General features: G+C 64.9%; 16 protein-coding genes. 11 read left to right on the top strand and 5 right to left on the bottom strand.

What is annotated here, in order from left to right:
- The first annotated feature begins 306 nt into the window (after positions 1 to 306).
- From rplJ to AAA989_RS08250, 3 genes are all read left to right on the top strand, one after another.
- Positions 307 to 822, top strand: coding sequence for a 50S ribosomal protein L10 (rplJ, locus tag AAA989_RS08260; protein ID WP_338242468.1), 516 nt, complete (start codon positions 307 to 309; stop codon positions 820 to 822).
- Positions 823 to 897: 75 nt separating this feature from the next.
- The gene (gene rplL / locus AAA989_RS08255) at positions 898 to 1,275 is read left to right on the top strand and encodes a 50S ribosomal protein L7/L12 (RefSeq protein ID WP_338242467.1); all 378 of its coding nucleotides are present in this window, start codon (positions 898 to 900) and stop codon (positions 1,273 to 1,275) included.
- Between the two features lie 161 nt (positions 1,276 to 1,436).
- Entirely contained in the window at positions 1,437 to 2,810 is a 1,374-nt protein-coding gene (locus tag AAA989_RS08250) for a S41 family peptidase (RefSeq protein WP_338242465.1), read from the top strand.
- Here AAA989_RS08250 and AAA989_RS08245 read toward each other — a convergent pair.
- Positions 2,807 to 3,385 carry a c-type cytochrome gene (locus AAA989_RS08245; protein ID WP_338242463.1) on the bottom strand — a complete coding sequence of 193 codons (579 nt, stop codon included), beginning with the start codon at positions 3,383 to 3,385 and terminating at the stop codon, positions 2,807 to 2,809. The genes AAA989_RS08250 and AAA989_RS08245 overlap by 4 nt on opposite strands.
- 178 nt (positions 3,386 to 3,563) lie before the next feature.
- Here AAA989_RS08245 and AAA989_RS08240 point away from each other — a divergent pair, with 178 nt between their 5' ends.
- From AAA989_RS08240 to groL, 3 genes are all read left to right on the top strand, one after another.
- Positions 3,564 to 4,958: an MATE family efflux transporter gene (locus AAA989_RS08240; RefSeq protein ID WP_338242461.1), complete on the top strand. Its 1,395-nt coding sequence runs from the start codon at positions 3,564 to 3,566 to the stop codon at positions 4,956 to 4,958.
- A 150-nt stretch (positions 4,959 to 5,108) separates the two neighbouring features.
- Positions 5,109 to 5,396: a co-chaperone GroES gene (gene groES, locus AAA989_RS08235; protein WP_119586592.1), complete on the top strand. Its 288-nt coding sequence runs from the start codon at positions 5,109 to 5,111 to the stop codon at positions 5,394 to 5,396.
- 56 nt (positions 5,397 to 5,452) lie between these two features.
- The gene (gene groL, locus AAA989_RS08230; protein ID WP_338242456.1) at positions 5,453 to 7,105 is read left to right on the top strand and encodes a chaperonin GroEL; all 1,653 of its coding nucleotides are present in this window, start codon (positions 5,453 to 5,455) and stop codon (positions 7,103 to 7,105) included.
- A 149-nt stretch (positions 7,106 to 7,254) separates the two neighbouring features.
- Here the strand turns inward: groL and AAA989_RS08225 are convergent, their stop codons facing one another.
- Positions 7,255 to 7,668, bottom strand: coding sequence for an ion channel (locus AAA989_RS08225; protein WP_338242454.1), 414 nt, complete (start codon positions 7,666 to 7,668; stop codon positions 7,255 to 7,257).
- Between the two features lie 179 nt (positions 7,669 to 7,847).
- Positions 7,848 to 8,120: a metal-sensitive transcriptional regulator gene (locus tag AAA989_RS08220; RefSeq protein ID WP_338242452.1), complete on the bottom strand. Its 273-nt coding sequence runs from the start codon at positions 8,118 to 8,120 to the stop codon at positions 7,848 to 7,850.
- A gap of 49 nt (positions 8,121 to 8,169) precedes the next feature.
- On the opposite strand from AAA989_RS08220, the gene AAA989_RS08215 reads away from it, so the two are divergent.
- Positions 8,170 to 9,879, top strand: a complete 1,710-nt coding sequence (locus AAA989_RS08215; protein ID WP_338242450.1) for a copper resistance system multicopper oxidase — start codon at positions 8,170 to 8,172, stop codon at positions 9,877 to 9,879.
- Positions 9,879 to 11,012, top strand: coding sequence for a copper resistance protein B (locus tag AAA989_RS08210; protein WP_338242447.1), 1,134 nt, complete (start codon positions 9,879 to 9,881; stop codon positions 11,010 to 11,012). The genes AAA989_RS08215 and AAA989_RS08210 overlap by 1 nt, the downstream gene beginning before the upstream one ends.
- A gap of 5 nt (positions 11,013 to 11,017) precedes the next feature.
- Here the strand turns inward: AAA989_RS08210 and AAA989_RS08205 are convergent, their stop codons facing one another.
- A complete protein-coding gene (locus AAA989_RS08205; RefSeq protein ID WP_338242445.1) occupies positions 11,018 to 13,324 on the bottom strand; it encodes a DUF305 domain-containing protein in 2,307 nt (768 codons plus the stop codon).
- Positions 13,325 to 13,439: 115 nt separating this feature from the next.
- Here AAA989_RS08205 and AAA989_RS08200 point away from each other — a divergent pair, with 115 nt between their 5' ends.
- The 3 genes from AAA989_RS08200 (at position 13,440) to AAA989_RS08190 (ending at position 15,930) form a co-directional block, all read left to right on the top strand.
- Complete coding sequence (locus AAA989_RS08200; protein ID WP_338242443.1) at positions 13,440 to 14,231, top strand: class I SAM-dependent methyltransferase; 792 nt, start codon at positions 13,440 to 13,442, stop codon at positions 14,229 to 14,231.
- 74 nt (positions 14,232 to 14,305) lie between these two features.
- Complete coding sequence (locus tag AAA989_RS08195; protein ID WP_338242441.1) at positions 14,306 to 14,713, top strand: baeRF12 domain-containing protein; 408 nt, start codon at positions 14,306 to 14,308, stop codon at positions 14,711 to 14,713.
- Positions 14,714 to 14,868: 155 nt separating this feature from the next.
- Entirely contained in the window at positions 14,869 to 15,930 is a 1,062-nt protein-coding gene (locus AAA989_RS08190; RefSeq protein WP_338242438.1) for a serine hydrolase, read from the top strand.
- 93 nt (positions 15,931 to 16,023) lie between these two features.
- Here AAA989_RS08190 and AAA989_RS08185 read toward each other — a convergent pair whose 3' ends face one another.
- Positions 16,024 to 16,287, bottom strand: a complete 264-nt coding sequence (locus tag AAA989_RS08185) for a hypothetical protein (RefSeq protein ID WP_338242436.1) — start codon at positions 16,285 to 16,287, stop codon at positions 16,024 to 16,026.
- Positions 16,288 to 16,425 lie beyond the last annotated feature (138 nt).

The following is a 16,425-nucleotide window of genomic DNA, read 5'->3' as shown; positions in this document are numbered from 1 at the left end:
CCGCACATGGCGCGGCTTTCGGCTTGACTTTCGGGGCGCGGCAGCTAATTGCCCGCCCCGACTGTCGGTTCGAAAGAACGGAAGTCATCCGTCCGAGACAGTTGGTGACCGGAATCTGCCGGTCTTAATTTCCAGCCTAGACGGGGAAATGAGTTTTATCGCCCCGCTGTTGCGGTGCGCCAATCGCGTGATGCTTCACGCACCTCCTTCCCCATCAACGGACTCGTCCATGTCGCATGAGCGGCATGGCAACTTGAGCCGGTCGTCCGCACGAATTCGCGGGTGGCCATAGTGAAGGAGTACGGCATGGATCGTTCGCAGAAAACCGAAGCGGTCGCCCAGCTCAACGCTGTGTTCAACGAGGTCGGCGTGGTGGTTGTCACCCGCAACCTCGGCCTGACGGTGGATCAGTCCACCGACCTCAGGAACAAGATGCGTGAAGCCGGTGCGTCCTACAAGGTTGCGAAGAACCGTCTGGCCAAGCTCGCCCTGAAAGACACCGATTACGTTGGGATCGAGGAATACCTCACCGGTCCCACCGCGCTGGCCTGGTCGGAAGACCCGGTTGCGGCTGCCAAGGCCGCTGTCGATTTCGCCAAGTCGAACGACAAGCTGGAAATCGTCGGTGGCTCGATGGGCACGCAGGTTCTCGACGAAGCTGGTGTGAGGGCGCTCGCCTCCATGCCCAGCCTCGACGAACTGCGCGGCAAGATCGTGGGTCTCGTCAACGCGCCGGCAACCAAGGTTGCCCAGCTCGTCAACGCGCCCGCCGCCAAGCTTGCCCGTGTCTTCGGTGCCTACGGCGCCAAGGACGCGGCGTAACAGACGCTTTTTCGCACACGAGACGAAACATCATGGGGCCCATCGTACGCCCCGCCCAATTTGGAGTGAACCATCATGGCTGACATTGCCAAGCTTGTTGAAGAACTGTCGTCGCTGACCGTCATGGAAGCGGCCGAACTCGCCAAGGCCCTCGAAGAAGAGTGGGGCGTTAGCGCCGCTGCTGCCGTTGCTGTTGCCGGTCCCGCCGGCGGTGGCGATGCCGCTGCACCCGCCGAAGAGAAGGACGAATTCGACGTCATCCTGACCGGCGACGGTGGCAAGAAGATCCAGGTGATCAAGGAAGTCCGTGGCATCACGGGCCTGGGCCTGACCGAAGCCAAGGCTCTCGTCGAAGGCGCGCCGAAGGCCGTCAAGGAAGGCGTGAACAAGGCGGAAGCCGAAGAAATCAAGGCGAAGATCGAAGCTGCCGGCGGTACGGTCGAGCTGAAGTAATCGGTCGAGGCGGATCGACCTTCGGTCCGCTTCAAGGATTGATCAGAGAAGGGGTGGTTTCCTACAAGGAAGCCGCCCCTTTTTCTTTGCCCCTGCCTGGGAGACATCGTGACAACCCGACATCTCATCCCGATGGTTGCCGGTCTTGCCTCGCTTTCCGCATGTGCGACCGCGCCAACGGCGAACCTGGAAGCGCAGCCGCAGGCTATCGTTCAGGACGGAGTGCCCGCACCCGCGGCGTGTGGCAATCCGATGCCAACGGCTGGATCCTCGAGATAGACGATGCCGGCATAGCCCGCTGGCAGGACACGCCCGATGCCTGTTATCGTGCGGACCAGGGCGGCACCGCCGCGGCGACAATGGGTCAGATCGAGTATCGCCTCATCACGCTGCTGGACGGGAACGAGGCGATCTTCCGGTATCTCGATGGCGACACGCCGACGCGCTTCCGGCGGATCGAGAGTCTACCGCCGCGCTGCACCCCGACGCCGCCCGCCAGCGAAACCGCCATCTTCGATACCTTCGCGGCAATCATGGACCGGCACTACGGCTTCTTCGACGAGCGCGGCGTCGTCTGGGACGACCTGGTGGCCCGCAACCGTTCGCGCGTCCGCGACGGCATGGGCGATGCCGCCCTGTTCACGGTGATGGAAGACATGGTGGAGGCGCTTGGCGATTCCCACACCAAGCTGATCGCGGAGATCGACGGTGAACAGCGCCGCGCGCAGGGCGGGCTGGGTACGACCCTGCCGATGATCAGGTCCGGCATGGGAGAAGGCGCCTGGCTGCGCGGCATCGTCGGGCAATTGCTGGACGAGGTGCTCGACCCCGGTGCATCGATGGTTGCGAACGATCGCATCGTTCAGGGCACGATGGCGGGTGGCAGGATCGGCTACATCCAGGTCTTCACCATGGGCGGTTTCGACGAGAGCCAGGTCGTGGGAACGCAGGCCTGGGCCGATGCCGAACTCGCCGCCTTCGATGCGGCCTTCGACACGATCCTGGCGGGCTTTGCCGAGCGCGGCGTCGAGGCCGTCATCCTCGACCTGTCGAACAATCGCGGCGGATACGACCTCGTCGCGCGTCGCCTCGCCGGTCGGTTCACCGAGACTGCCTACCTTGGCTATACGGTGACCAATACCGGCGGCGGCGAACCCGTGCCCTATGTCATCGACGTGCCGCCGGAGCCGCGCTTTGCCGGTCCCGTCTACCTGCTGACAAGCGATGTCACCGTCTCTGGCGGCGAGCTTGCTACCCTGGCGCTGCGCCAGAACTCCAGGGTCACCCAGGTGGGTGGAACGACGCGGGGTTCCTTTTCCACCCCACTCCCGAAACCGCTTCCCAACGGCTGGTACCTGGAACTTTCCAACGAGGCGTTCACCGCTCCCGATGGCGGTCTGTTCGAAGGCACGGGGATCGCCCCCCACTGGCCCGCCCCGGTCTTCCCGCAGGATGCCCCGGTAGAGGGCCATGGCGGCGTGCTTGAATGGCTGGCGGGCGAAATCCTCGCCCGCCGCCCGAACAGCGAGGACTAGAGCGTCTTCAGGTAATTGATGATCGCCTGCGCCTGCTGCGCGTTCACGCCGGGGTTAGGCATGGAGCCACCCGGAACGACGGCGTTGGGGTCGAGGATGTAGCGCCGCAGGTTGGCCTCGGTCCAGGTGATGTTCGCCTCCTGCATCGCCGGGCTGTAGTTGGCACCCGACACGCTGCCCGCGCGGCGACCGACCACGCCCGCCAGCGTCGGGCCGATCATGTTCTGGCCGGGTTCCACGGAGTGGCAAACGCCGCAGGTGGTGAAGGCCTGCGGCGGACCGGCGGCGGCGACGCGTGTCGGCGTGGGAGTAGGCGTAGGCGAGGCGGTTGCCGATGCAGTCGGTGCGGGTTCTTCGCCGTCTTCCTCGCCTTCGTCCTGCGCTGCCGTCTCGCCCTCGTCGGCTTCCACCATGTCGGCATCCGCCGCGTCGTCATCGGCCGCTTCGTCGACCGGTTCGGCCGTCACGACCTCGTCGACGGCCGACGTCTCTTCGGCATCGTCGGGAGAGCCGCCGCAGGCTGCGAGAGCCAGTGCAAGGGCAGTCGTGGTGGCGAGGGCAAGCTGGTTACGCATAACATCCTTCCGCTGAAACATTGACAATGTCCTTTAGGCGCGGAGCGCCACGATCGGCAAGGCTTGTTACCCCGCGGCCTCACCATTCCAACAATCATGACGCGCGCCGGCTTTTCGGCTTTTCCCCCTGTGGTCGCGCGCCTATCCGGTCCGGCTGCCCTCGGGCGGCGAGCCAGTCATGCGACCCGTTGCGCACCCTCCCACGCCCGGCTGGAAAGCCGAAGGCATCGAGACTCTCCGCCTCGCGGGGCCGCTGGCGCTCGCCAATCTTCTGCAGATGTTCATCTACTCTATCGACGTGATCTTCATCGCGCGGCTGGGAGCGGACGAGCTGGCGGCATCCTCTCTGGCGGTATCGGTCTTCGGCCTGCTGATCTGGTCGCTGCACGGGCTGACCGGCGCGGTGGCGCCGATCATGGCGGCGGAACTGGGCGCGCGAGGGCCGGCCCTGCGGCCGGTGAGACGTTCCGTGCGAATGGCGCTGTGGCTGTCGGTCGGGTGCGGAGCGGTGGCGATGATCCTGTGTGCCTTCGCCGAGGAGGTGATGATCCTGGCCGGGCAGCAGCCGCACATCGCCGCGCTGGCAGGCGAATATACCGACCTGCTGCTGTGGTCGACGATACCCATGATCGCGTCAGGCGTGCTGCGCAATTTCGTCTCGACACTGGGCCGGCCGATCTTCGCCACTCTGATCACCGGCATGGGCATCGGCGTGAATGCCCTGGCGAACTGGATCTTCATCTTCGGCAACCTCGGCGCCCCGGCAATGGGTCTGGAGGGCGCGGCCATCGCCACGATCATCACCACCCTGGCGATCCTGGCCGCATATGCCATCGCCATCCGGCTCGATCCACGGCTGCATCGCTATCACGTTTTCGGTTTTGCCTGGCGGCCCGACTGGGCGCGGCTGAACGAAATCGTGCGGGTCGGCACGCCGATTTCCCTCACCATTCTGGCAGAGGCGGGGATCTTCGCCGCCGCGCCGTTCCTGCTCGGCCTGCTGGGTGCGGACCAGCTGGCGGCCCATGCCATCGCGCTGCAGATCGTGGCGATCATGTTCCAGGTGCCCTTCGGCGTAAGCCAGGCCGCCACGATACGCGTGGGCTATTTCTTCGGCGCGCGCGACCACGAAGGCATCCGGCGGGCAGGTGCTGTCGCGATTGGCATGGGCGGAAGCTTCATGGCCCTGACCGCGCTGCTGCTGCTGCTGGCTCCCATGTACTTGCTGGCCATCTACATCGATCCGTGGAACCCCGACGATCCCGGCGTCGTGACCTGGGCCCTGTCGTTCCTGGCCGTGGGCGCGGCATTCCAGCTGTTCGACGGCTTGCAGGTGGTCGCTGCGGGCGCGCTGCGCGGCCTCAAGGACACCCGCGTGCCGATGTGGATCGCGGTGTTCTCCTACTGGGTGCCGGGGGCGGGAATGGCCGTCCTGCTGGGCTTCTACACCCCGCTTGAGGGCCTGGGGGTCTGGATGGGTCTTGCCACGGGTCTTGTCTGCGCCGCGGCACTGCTTACGTGGCGCTGGCACAGGCGCGAAGCGCTGGGCCTGACGGCGCCCGGCGTGAAGTAGCGCAAGCCGCGCTCGCCCCGCCGCAGCGGCCGAAAAATCTGGCCGTGCCCCATTGACTCCATATGAACGCGCACCCAAATGCACGCCGCTGGCACTCTCGGTCGGAGAGTGCCAATCGTCACAACACTCATATGGAAGAGGTCATAGACAATGGCATTCCGTCCGCTGCACGACCGCGTACTGGTCCGCCGCCTCGAGGCCGAAGAAAAGACGGCCGGTGGCATCATCATCCCCGATAGCGCCAAGGAAAAGCCGAGCGAAGGCGAAGTCGTCGCCGTCGGCAACGGTTCCAAGGCCGAAGACGGCACCGTCACCGCTCTCGACGTGAAGGCCGGCGACCGCGTGCTGTTCGGCAAGTGGTCCGGCACCGAGGTGAAGATCGACGGTGAAGACCTGATCATCATGAAGGAAAGCGACATCATGGGCGTGCTGGGCTGATCGCCCCACTCTCGTAACGCTTCCTCACAAAACAGAGATTTCCAGGAGAAACGAAAATGGCTGCCAAGGACGTACAGTTCGGCCGCGATGCGCGTGAACGCATCCTCAAGGGCGTCGATACGCTCGCCAATGCCGTGAAGGTCACGCTGGGCCCCAAGGGCCGCAACGTGGTGATGGACAAGAGCTTCGGCGCTCCGCGCATCACCAAGGACGGCGTTACCGTCGCCAAGGACATTGAGCTTAAGGACAAGTTCGAGAACATGGGCGCACAGATGCTGCGCGAAGTCGCCAGCAAGGCGAACGATGCCGCCGGTGACGGCACCACCACCGCAACGGTGCTGGCGCAGTCGATCGTGCGCGAAGGCATGAAGTCGGTTTCCGCCGGCATGAACCCGATGGACCTGAAGCGCGGCATCGACCTCGCCGTGACCAAGGTCGTTGCGGACCTGCAGGCGCGTTCGAAGGACGTGTCGGGCTCCGAAGAAATCGCCCAGGTCGGCATCATCTCCGCCAACGGCGACCGTGAAGTCGGCGAGAAGATCGCCGAGGCCATGGAAAAGGTCGGCAAGGAAGGCGTGATCACCGTCGACGAATCGAAGGGCCTCGAATTCGAGCTCGAGACCGTCGAAGGCATGCAGTTCGACCGCGGCTACCTCTCGCCCTACTTCGTCACCAACCCGGAGAAGATGACGGTCGAGCTGGAAAACCCCTACATCCTGATCCACGAAAAGAAGCTCTCCAATCTGCAGGCCATGCTGCCTGTGCTGGAAGCCGTGGTGCAGGCGGGTCGTCCGCTGCTGATCATCGCCGAGGACATCGAAGGCGAAGCGCTGGCTACCCTGGTGGTCAACAAGCTGCGCGGCGGCCTGAAGGTCGCTGCCGTGAAGGCACCGGGCTTCGGCGATCGTCGCAAGGCCATGCTGCAGGACATCGCGATCCTCACCAACGGCGAGATGATTTCCGAGGACCTCGGCATCAAGCTGGAGAACGTCGGCCTCAGCATGCTGGGTGAAGCCAAGACCGTCACCATCGACAAGGACAACACCACCATCGTCGACGGTGCGGGCGAAGGCGACGCCATCAAGGCGCGCGTCGAGCAGATCCGCTCGCAGATCGAGCAGACCTCGTCGGACTACGACAAGGAAAAGCTGCAGGAACGCCTGGCCAAGCTCGCCGGCGGTGTTGCCGTGATCAAGGTCGGCGGTGCCACCGAAGTCGAGGTGAAGGAGCGCAAGGACCGTGTGGACGACGCTCTGCACGCCACCCGCGCTGCCGTGGAAGAGGGCATCGTCCCGGGCGGCGGTACCGCGCTGCTCTATGCCACCAAGGCCCTCGCGGGCGTGGCCGGCGAGAACGAAGACCAGACCCGCGGTATCGACATCGTGCGTCGTGCGCTGCAGGCTCCGATCCGTCAGATCGCCGAGAACGCCGGCCATGACGGTGCGGTTGTCGCCGGCAAGCTGATCGACGGCAACGACGAGACCATGGGCTTCAACGCCGCGACCGACACCTACGAGAACCTGGTGCAGGCCGGCGTTATCGACCCCACCAAGGTCGTGCGCACCGCCCTGCAGGACGCGGCCTCGGTCGCCGGCCTGCTGATCACCACCGAAGCGGCCATCGCCGAGGTTCCGGAAGACAAGTCTTCCGGTGGCGGCATGCCCGACATGGGCGGCATGGGCGGCGGCATGGGCGGCATGGGCTTCTAAGCCGCGCCACCCATCCAAGGCTAACGGCAGGGGCCGGGAGGAGCATATCCTCCCGGCCCTTTCCTTTTATCTTCCGCAGATCCGCATACAGGAAGCGGGACGGGGAGAAGTTCAGGGCAAGCGAGCGGGCTCGTCGGCCTCTCGGACGATCAGTCGCGCATCACCTGGAAGACGTGCGAGGCCGAACAGCTGATAAGAAGGAACCCCGTCATGGCTTCGACGCCTGCGAGGAATTTCATCTCGGCTGTCGGCACCAGGTCGCCCAGTCCCAGGGTGGTGAGGTTCACCATGGAGAAGGTGAAGACCTGCAGGAATTCGGGCTGCGAAACTTCCTGGAACTCGCCCAGCCCGAGCCGCATCGAAAGCACGAAGGCGAACCCGAATATCAGCGCCGCCAGGCTCTGACCGACCGTCGCCGTCAGTAGAAGGATCTGGAAGCGCTGCCACTTGGGACGAGAAGACGCCAGCACGCGGTCTGCAACCGAGCCCAGCATGGCCAGGTGCTGCGCCCCCGCCAGGGAAACCGCCAACAGGGCGATTGCCACCTGAATAACGAATTCCATCGTTCCCGCTCCCGAAAGCGTCCTAGTCGCACAGTGGCAGCGTGCCACGCTCTCCCCCGCCCCGTGTCGGGAACGGGCTCTGCGTTTCACGTGCTAGTGCCCAAACAAGGCCTCGCTGCGGGGGAAAGTTCCTTCGTGCGCCTAGCCAGCGAGAGTCGTCTCCAGCCCCGCGGGCGCTCTCATCGCTTGGCCTTGGCGAACAGGTCCACCAGCTCTCCGAACTTGGCGCGCTGCTCATCTTCGTCACCCGAGGCGATCGCTTCGGCCACGCAGTGGGAGGCGTGATTCTTCAGAATTTCGTCCTCGGCCTTGGCCAGCGCGGCCTTCACCGCCTGTATCTGGTGAAGGATATCGATGCAGTAGCGATCTTCCTCGACCATACGCATGATGCCGCGCACCTGGCCTTCGATGCGGCCAAGGCGGTTCTTCAGCGAGGCGGTTTGCTCAACCATGGGCTTTTGTCCTCTTGAAATACCCCCCTAGGGTATGTAGTTGAGCGCCATGACACAAGCCCTCAGTTTGTCCCGGCGCGGTTTCATTGGAAGCAGCGCCCTTGCCGCAGCAGGTCTTGCCGTTCCTTCGTGGGCGCGCGGGCAATCCCTTACTCACGCACGCCAGGGTTTTGGCGAGCTCTCGGGAGACACCATCGACCTGACGATCGGCAACCACCATTTCAGCACCGGCGGCCGGTCAGGCCACGCGATTGCGGTGAACGGCACCGTTCCTGGCCCGCTGGTGCGCCTGCGCGAAGGGCAGGACATAACGCTGAACGTCACCAACAACCTGGCGGAGGACAGCTCGATCCACTGGCACGGGCTGCTGCTGCCTTTCCAGTTCGACGGCGTGCCCGGCGTCAGCTTCCCCGGCATCCGTCCGGGCGAGACGTTCACCTACCGCTTCCCGGTTCGGCAGACGGGCACCTACTGGTGGCACTCGCACTCCGGCCTGCAGGAACAGGCCGGCCACTACGGCCCGATCGTGATCGAGAGCGGCGAACCCGATCCGCGTTACGACCGCGACTACGTGGTGCTGCTGAGCGAATTCACCCCGCGCCACCCGCACGAGATCGCGCGGATGCTGGCGGTGGGCGAGCACTACTTCAACCGCCAGATGTTGACGGTCGGTAGCGGCGAGATGAGCCTGGAGGACCGGCTGATGTGGGGCGCGATGCGGATGAACCCGCGCGATATCTCCGACGTCACCGGCGCGACCTATACCTTCCTTGCCAACGGCCACGGCCCGGCGGACGGACTGGAATTCCTGTTCAATCCCGGCGAGCGTGTGCGACTGCGCGTGATCAACGGCTCTGCCATGACCTTCTTCAACGTTCGCATCCCCGGCGTGCCGATGCAGGTGATCGCGGCGGACGGGCAGGAAGTCGATCCCGTCGAGGTCGACGAGTTCCAGATCGGCGTTGCCGAGACATATGACGTCATCGTCCAGCCCGGCGCGGGCGCACATGCCTTCGTTGCCGAGGCAATGGACCGTTCCGGCATGGCCGTTGCCAACCTCACCTCGCAGGCAGGACGCCGCGCCACGCCCCCGCCCCTGCGCGAACCCGTCACGCTGACGATGGTCGACATGGGCATGGGCGCGATGGACCACGGCGCGCACGGGGGCATGGATCACGGTTCGGGCGGCATGGACCACTCCATGCGCGATACATCGCTGCTGCCGCCCGACGTGAAGGTCGGCCCCGGCATCGACATGGTGGCCCCGATGCCGATGGACCGGATGGATTTCCCCGGCCTCGGCCTCGATAAGGTCGACCACCGCGTGCTGCGCTACACCGATCTCAGGGCGAAGAACGCCAACCCGCACCGCATGCCCACGCGCAGCCTGGAGATACACCTGACCGGCAACATGGAACGCTACATGTGGTCGTTCGACGGCAAGCAGTTCAGCGCCGTGACCGACGATCCCATCCGCTTCGGCTATGACGAGCGGGTGCGGGTGAAGCTGGTGAACGACACCATGATGGCGCACCCGATCCACCTGCACGGGCACTTCTTCGAACTGGTCAACGGGGCGGGCATGACGAACCAGCCACTGAAGCACACGCTCGTGGTGCAGCCCGGCTCCACGGCGACGTTCGACCTGACGGCGAACGAGCCGGGCGACTGGGCCTTCCACTGCCACCTTCTCTACCACATGCACGCAGGCATGATGCAGACCGTCACCGTACGGCCGTTCCCCGGAGGAGAAGGCTGATGCGCGCGTTATTGCTGGCAGGCGCAGCCCTGTTCGCCGTTCCCGCTGCGGCGCAGGATCACTCGGGCCATGACGGTCACGACGAACCGGTGCAGGAGGAACAGGACCACGCGGCGCATCAGGGCATGGATCATTCCGCCCACGGCCAGATGGACCATTCGCAGCACGCGATGGAACAGCAGGAAGAGCCTGCCCTGGACCATTCGCAGATGGACCATTCGCAGATGGACCACGGCACGATGGATCATGGCGAGATGGACCACTCCCAGATGGACCACGGCACCATGGACCATGGCGGGATGGATCACTCCCAGATGGACCACGGCACCATGGACCATGGCGGGATGGATCACTCCCAGATGGACCACGGCTCGATGGATATCCCCACCGGTCCGCCGCCTCCGCGCGCGTTCGAGGGGCCAGCCCACGCCGCCGACCTTTTCTTCGACGAACAGCGCATGGCCGCCGCGCGCGCCTACAACCATGTCTCCCACGGAAACATGACCACCGGCATGGTCTTCGTGGAACGGCTGGAAGCACGCCTTTCCGAGGGGCACGATGCCTACTTGTGGGATGCCAGCGTATGGTACGGCACATCGCTCAACAAGGCCGTGTTCAAGACCGAGGGTGAAGGCGAATTCGGCAACGGCGGCGAGATCGAGGACGCCGAGATGCAGCTGCTGTGGGGACGCGCCATCGGCCCCTTCATCGACCTGCAGGCGGGCGTCCGCCTCGATGTCGAGCCCGACACCACCGCTCATCTGGCGCTGGGCGCGGCAGGCCTTGCGCCCTACATGATCCACTTCGATGCCGCGGCCTTCCTCTCCGACGAAGGCGACCTGACCGCGCGGATCGAGGCCGAGCACGACATGAAGCTGACCCAGCGCCTGATCCTGCAACCGCGCGTCGAGGCCGAGCTTTCGGCGCAGGACATTCCCGAGCGCGGCGTCGGAGCGGGGCTCTCGAAGATCGAGGTGGGCGCACGTCTGCGCTACGAATTCGTGCCCGAGTTCGCGCCCTATATCGGCGTCGAATACGAGGCCGCGACCGGGCGGACGGCGGACTTCATCCGCGACGCCGGCGACGACCCCGACGGGGTTGCCGTGGTCGCCGGCCTGCGCTTCTGGTTCTGATCTAGCTAGCCGCCCAGCCGGCTTTCCTCGACCGCTTCCAGCACCTCGTCGCTCCAGGTGACGGGGTACTGGGTCTGCGGATTGAACACGTCCCCGCGATAGCTGGCGGCTTCGGCGGCGGCGATTTCGGCTGCCGTGAGGTGCTCGCTCGGCTCCAGCGCGAAGACGTCGATGCCGCGGGCGATCTCGGTCGCGTAGATGCGGCCGTTGTACCAGTAGGCGGACCAGTATCCGCCGGTGATCAGCTGGTCGGCATCCACCGGGCCACGATCGAAATAGGCGATCTCGAAGGGGTTCGCGGGATCGGTGAAGTCGATCACGGAAAGCCCGCCCTGATACCAGGCCTGCACGAAGATGTCGCGGCCGGGCACCGGAATGATCGACCCGTTGTGCGCCACGCAGTTCTCGGTTTCGCCCTGAGGTGCGGGCAGCTTGTAGGTGCCGCGATATTCCAGCTCTCCATCGACGATCGCATAGAAGGCGTTGGCACCCCAGTTGCGCGGATCGCTGGCCTGGCAGCGCGGACGTCCGCCGCCGCCCCATTCGTCGGTGAACAGCACGACATCGCCGGTGTTGTTGAACGTGGCGGAGTGCCAGTAGGCGAAACCTTCATCCACCACCTCGTCCATGCGCACCGGGTTCAGCGGATCGGAAATGTCGAAGATGATGCCGTTGCCCGAACAGGCTCCGGCGGCAAGGTCCAGTTCCGGGAATACCGTGATGTCGTGGCACTGGTCCGTGCGGCGGGTGTCCTGCGTGTCATCGCCATGATCGCCGCCCAGCCATAGGCCAGCAAGCCGCCCTGTTTCGGGATCGGCGAAGACGCGCGGGCTGGATACGATGCGCGCCAGCGAGGGATCGGCGAGCGGGATCTCGATCACGTCGATGCTGAACAGCGCGGTGCGATCGTCGCCCGGCACGTCGCCCACGCAGAATTCCAGTTCCTCCTCGTCGCGCACGCTGCCGGTGCCGGAGTTGTAGACGATCAGACTGATGTCCGTGCGCTCGACGATGGAATGGGTGTGGCTGCCGCGACAGGTCTGCACCTGGCCCACCTGGCGCGGACGGGTGACATCGGAAATGTCGAAGATGCGCAGGCCGCGGAAGCGTTCCTCGCTCGCGCGGTCGTCCACGCCTTGAAGCCCGCAATCGACGCGGCCGCGCGTTTCCTCCACGCTCATCACCAGGATGTCGCCGGCGATGGACACGTCGCCCTGCCCGCCCGGACAGACGACCGAACTGACCAGCTGCGGCACGCCGTCTTCGCCCAGGCGATAGGCGTTGAAGCCATGGTAGTTGCCCGCCACCATCAGATCGCCGGAAAAGGCGAGATCGGTGTTGGAGAAGCTCAGCATGCCGCCGCGTTCGGCAAAACGCGGCTCATCGTCCTCTTCGGCATCGCGCGGGTCGGCGGCGGCCATCGCGGCATGGCCGGCATGGCCGGCATGCTCATCGGCGGCATCGGCCCCGGCGCCATCCTCTTGGGCGCTTTCGCCCTCGTCATCCTCAATGCGCGGACGCAGACCGGCGGGGTTTTCCGGATCGTAGAAGCCGGCCGGCTTGCGGAGGAAAGCGACATGGCGAAGGTTGCTGATCGCCTCCTCGGCATCGAAGACGCCCGCGCGCAGGGTGACGCGGGGATCGTCGGAAAGGCTGGCGAGAACGGCGTTCATGCGTTCGATCTCTGCGTTCTGGTCGTTCACCACCTCGCTGGTGAATTCGTACATCACCGGATCGGCGGCCGTGCCCTGGCGATCGTGCAGTTCTTCCACCATGGTGACGGCGCCCTTGTGGTGGCGCGTCATCAGTTCGAGGAACAGACGGTCGAAATTGGTGCCGCGCGCGGCGGCCAGCGCCTCCATCTCCTCCGGCGTGGCCATGCCTTCCATGCCGGCGTGATTGACGTGGCCCATGCCGGCCATTTCCAGCGCCTCTCCCCGGTCGGAAAGCCAGGTGCGCATGAAGTCCATCTCGTCTTCCTGCGACGCGTCGATCCGGCCCGCGACCGCGAGGATTTCCGGCGTGTTCGTCCGCTCCTCCACAAGAGCGGCCATGTCCACAGCCTGCTGGTGGTGCACGATCATGCCCTGCATGAACGCCACGTCTGCGGGCGAATAGGCGTTGCGGGCCAGGCGCGTGGCCTCGTCCTCGCTCAGCGTGCGCGGTTCCTGTCCCACGGGGCCGGGCTGGACGATCGTCACCTCCTGCGCGGTGGCGGCGCTGGTTCCGGCGAGCAGGAGAGCGGCGAGCGAAGCGCCTGCAAAAAGGTGGCGAGAGTTTTTCATGGTGTGCGATCCGGAAAGTGATTTCATTCGAAATCTATAGGCACCGGAACGGCTGCCCTCGTCAAGCGGCTTGATGCCGGGTTGTAGCACCGGGACCTGAACGGTAGTCTCCATCCCAGTGGGAACGAGGGGAGAGTTCACGATGCATCATGCCATGATCGCCAGCGCGCTGCTGCTGTGCCTGTCCGCCTGCGGCGGCGAGTCCGAGACGGTGGAGACGGAAACGGCGGAATATTCGCCGCGGCAATACATGCAGGCGGTGAACGACGTCGCCCGCATGGACGACCGGCAGTACGACGAGACGCGCCAACCGGCAGAACTGCTGGCCTTCGCCCAGATCGACCGCGGCGAGGTGGTAGGCGACTACATCATGGGGGGCGGCTATCTCACCCGGCTGCTAGCCATGGCGGTGGGGGCGAACGGCAAGGTCTACGCCTTCCAGCCGACCGAGTTCATCGATTTCCGCCCCGCCTATGCCGAGGAACAGGATGCCGCCGTCGCGCCCTATGCGGACCAGGAGGGCAACCCCGTTCGCGTATTTCCCCTGCGCGGGCCGGTGGCGGAGCCGGGCTGGCCGGAGCCGCTCGACACCATCATCACGGCGATGAATTTCCACGATCTTTATATCTCGCAGATGCCCGAGGGCACGGCGGATGCGGCGGTGCAGATGCTGTACGATTCGCTGAAACCCGGCGGCACTCTGGTGGTGGTCGATCACCTAGCGGCGGAAGGCGGCGGCGCGGAAGCGGCAGACCAGCTGCACAGGATGGACCGGCAGATGGCGCTCGACGCGCTGACCGGCGTCGGCTTCGTGCTGGAAGAGGAATCGGACCTCTACTCGCGCCCCGACGATCCCCGAGATGCCAACGTGTTCGACGACAGCATTCGTGGCAACACCGATCAATTCGCCTGGCGCCTGCGAAAGCCCGAATAGCGCGGTTTTCCCGGCACGTTTGCTGCCTCGGCTCGTTGGTGGGGAGAGACAACCAACAGCAGGAGAGAACATCCATGAAAGTTCCGCACAAGGCCCATGTCGCCCTCGTCGACGGAGAGCGTTTCGTACTGCTGCGCAACGACGGGCAGATCTTCGAACCCAAGCTGACCAAGGTGGCGGAGCCTTCGCTCGACGCGACGAATTTCAGCGCCGGGGTGAAGCACCAGGATTCCGCTAGCCAGATGAGCGGCAACACGGACCTTAACGAACTGGCCCACGGCGCGGCAGCCGCCGAATGGCTCAATGCCAAGGCGATCGCGGGCGAGTTCGAAGACTTGGTTATCGTTGCCGATCCCAAGACGCTGGGCGAAATGCGCCGCCACTACCACGTGGAACTGGAAAAGCGGCTGGCTGGAGAGGTCGACAAGGCCCTGACGCACGAGCCGCTGGACAAGATCGAGAAGGTACTGGCCAACGCCTGACCACCGACTTTCCGGGCCTTGAAACGCCTCCGGGACCACCTTTTCCCTCGAAGTATCGACAATCTGGGGCGTTTCGTCGCGCTGGGTTCGCCGGCTGCGTGCTATTAAGCAATTACTAAGCACGTTTCTGGCAACGAAATGGAATGGGTAACTCGGTGATCGCACGCATAATTGCGCTTCTCGCGCTGGTTCTGACTCCCCTCGCCGCCGCGCAGGCGCAGGCTCAGGACTTCGAAAGTCGCTTTGACAACGCGTTCGGGACAGACGTTCGCGAGCCGCCGGAGATCAACGATCGACCCACCACGGCGCTGGAAAGGCGCATCGCGCAGGTGGCCGATGGAAGCGATGGGCGCATCGGCGTTGCCGCGCTGGACCTTGCCAGCGGCGAGAGCATCTCGATCCTGGGCGACCAGCTCTTCCCCATGGCCTCCACCAGCAAGATCGCCATCGCGGCGACCTTCCTGGAAGGGGTGGACCAGGGCCGCTGGAGCCTGACGAGCGAGTTTCCCCTGCTCTGGGCCGTGCGCTCGCAGCGTTTCTCCACGCGGGTCGCTCCCGTTCGCGAGGGTGAGTATCTGCCTGCCGAACAGCTGATCGACCTGATGATCACCCGCAGTTCCAACCCGGCAACCGATGCCCTGCTGGCAGCGGTCGGCGGGCCTTCGGCCGTTAACGACTGGGCGCGCCGGGCCGGTCTGGAAGGTTTCAACCTGAGCCGCGACATCGCGACGCTGGTTCGCGACGACGGCGAGTTCGACCCCACCTACCATATCGATCCGCGCGACAGCGCCACGCCCGAGACGATGGTGAAGCTGCTGGCCGGGATCTACCAGGGCGAATGGCTGAGCGCCGAGAGCCGCCAGGTCATCCTCGATGCGATGGAACGCTGCCGCACCGGCCGCAACCGTATCCGTGCAGGAATGCCAGACGGGGTCAGCGTGGCGCACAAGACCGGCACACTTAACCGCATGGCGGGCGATATCGGTATCGTGGAAATGCCCGACGGGCGCGCCATCGCGCTTGCTGTTTTCGTGACGGGGCAGAGCGCTTCGCAGGCGGACGAGAACCGCAACAAGAGCCGCGCCCGCAGCCTGCGCGACCAGCGCATCGCCTCGATCGCGCGGGCCGTCTACGATGGCTACGCCGAACAGGCGGCATCGCGCCGCTTCGCCAACGCCAGCCACTCCGGCACCGGAAACACCGCGGCCACGCGCTGATCTTTCCGGATCGGTTTCAAGCGGACAAAGAAAAAGGGCGCGGCCATCGCTGGCCACGCCCTTTGTTCTGTAAGCCTGAAGGCCTCGAACCGATTACTCGGCTTCGGCGGCTTCTTCTTCCATCTCGGCGCCGGCTTCCTGCATTTCTTCGCCAGCGGCGGCCATGCCTTCTTCCATTTCCATTTCGGCTTCGGCAGTGGCGTCTTCCACGCCTTCGCCCATGGCTTCCATGTTGGCTTCGGTGTCGGCGGCGGCGCTTTCAGCGGTGGCTTCGGCGGCGTCTTCGGTGCCTTCAGAGCAAGCGGCCAGAGTCAGGGCGCCAGCAGCGGCGGCAGCGACGAGAACGATCTTACGCATAGGTATAAACCCCTTGAATTACACATTTTTGGGAGAGGCTGCTGCCCGTCCCGAAGCCAACCCTTCCGCTGGCTCTGGTGCCCAAATAATGCCACATTCTACCTTTCGCAAGCGGAATGTGGCGCAAATGCGGCGAAC

The sequence above is a fragment of the Aurantiacibacter hainanensis genome (assembly GCF_036321025.1).
Classification (GTDB): Bacteria; Pseudomonadota; Alphaproteobacteria; order Sphingomonadales; family Sphingomonadaceae; genus Alteraurantiacibacter; species Alteraurantiacibacter hainanensis.
This window is presented reverse-complemented; position numbering and strand designations above follow the sequence as displayed.

Bases quoted from the DNA above. Each gene is read 5' to 3' on its own strand.
- AAA989_RS08195 (WP_338242441.1), top strand. From the start codon at position 14,306: ATGAAAGTTCCGCACAAGGCCCATGTCGCCCTCGTCGACGGAGAGCGT.
- rplJ (WP_338242468.1), top strand. From the start codon at position 307: ATGGATCGTTCGCAGAAAACCGAAGCGGTCGCCCAGCTCAACGCTGTG.
- AAA989_RS08225 (WP_338242454.1), bottom strand. From the start codon at position 7,668: ATGGAATTCGTTATTCAGGTGGCAATCGCCCTGTTGGCGGTTTCCCTG.
- AAA989_RS08220 (WP_338242452.1), bottom strand. From the start codon at position 8,120: ATGGTTGAGCAAACCGCCTCGCTGAAGAACCGCCTTGGCCGCATCGAA.
- AAA989_RS08245 (WP_338242463.1), bottom strand. From the start codon at position 3,385: ATGCGTAACCAGCTTGCCCTCGCCACCACGACTGCCCTTGCACTGGCT.
- rplL (WP_338242467.1), top strand. From the start codon at position 898: ATGGCTGACATTGCCAAGCTTGTTGAAGAACTGTCGTCGCTGACCGTC.
- AAA989_RS08200 (WP_338242443.1), top strand. From the start codon at position 13,440: ATGCATCATGCCATGATCGCCAGCGCGCTGCTGCTGTGCCTGTCCGCC.
- groL (WP_338242456.1), top strand. From the start codon at position 5,453: ATGGCTGCCAAGGACGTACAGTTCGGCCGCGATGCGCGTGAACGCATC.
- AAA989_RS08185 (WP_338242436.1), bottom strand. From the start codon at position 16,287: ATGCGTAAGATCGTTCTCGTCGCTGCCGCCGCTGCTGGCGCCCTGACT.
- AAA989_RS08205 (WP_338242445.1), bottom strand. From the start codon at position 13,324: ATGAAATCACTTTCCGGATCGCACACCATGAAAAACTCTCGCCACCTT.
- AAA989_RS08240 (WP_338242461.1), top strand. From the start codon at position 3,564: ATGCGACCCGTTGCGCACCCTCCCACGCCCGGCTGGAAAGCCGAAGGC.
- AAA989_RS08215 (WP_338242450.1), top strand. From the start codon at position 8,170: ATGACACAAGCCCTCAGTTTGTCCCGGCGCGGTTTCATTGGAAGCAGC.
- AAA989_RS08250 (WP_338242465.1), top strand. From the start codon at position 1,437: ATGTGCGACCGCGCCAACGGCGAACCTGGAAGCGCAGCCGCAGGCTAT.
- groES (WP_119586592.1), top strand. From the start codon at position 5,109: ATGGCATTCCGTCCGCTGCACGACCGCGTACTGGTCCGCCGCCTCGAG.
- AAA989_RS08210 (WP_338242447.1), top strand. From the start codon at position 9,879: ATGCGCGCGTTATTGCTGGCAGGCGCAGCCCTGTTCGCCGTTCCCGCT.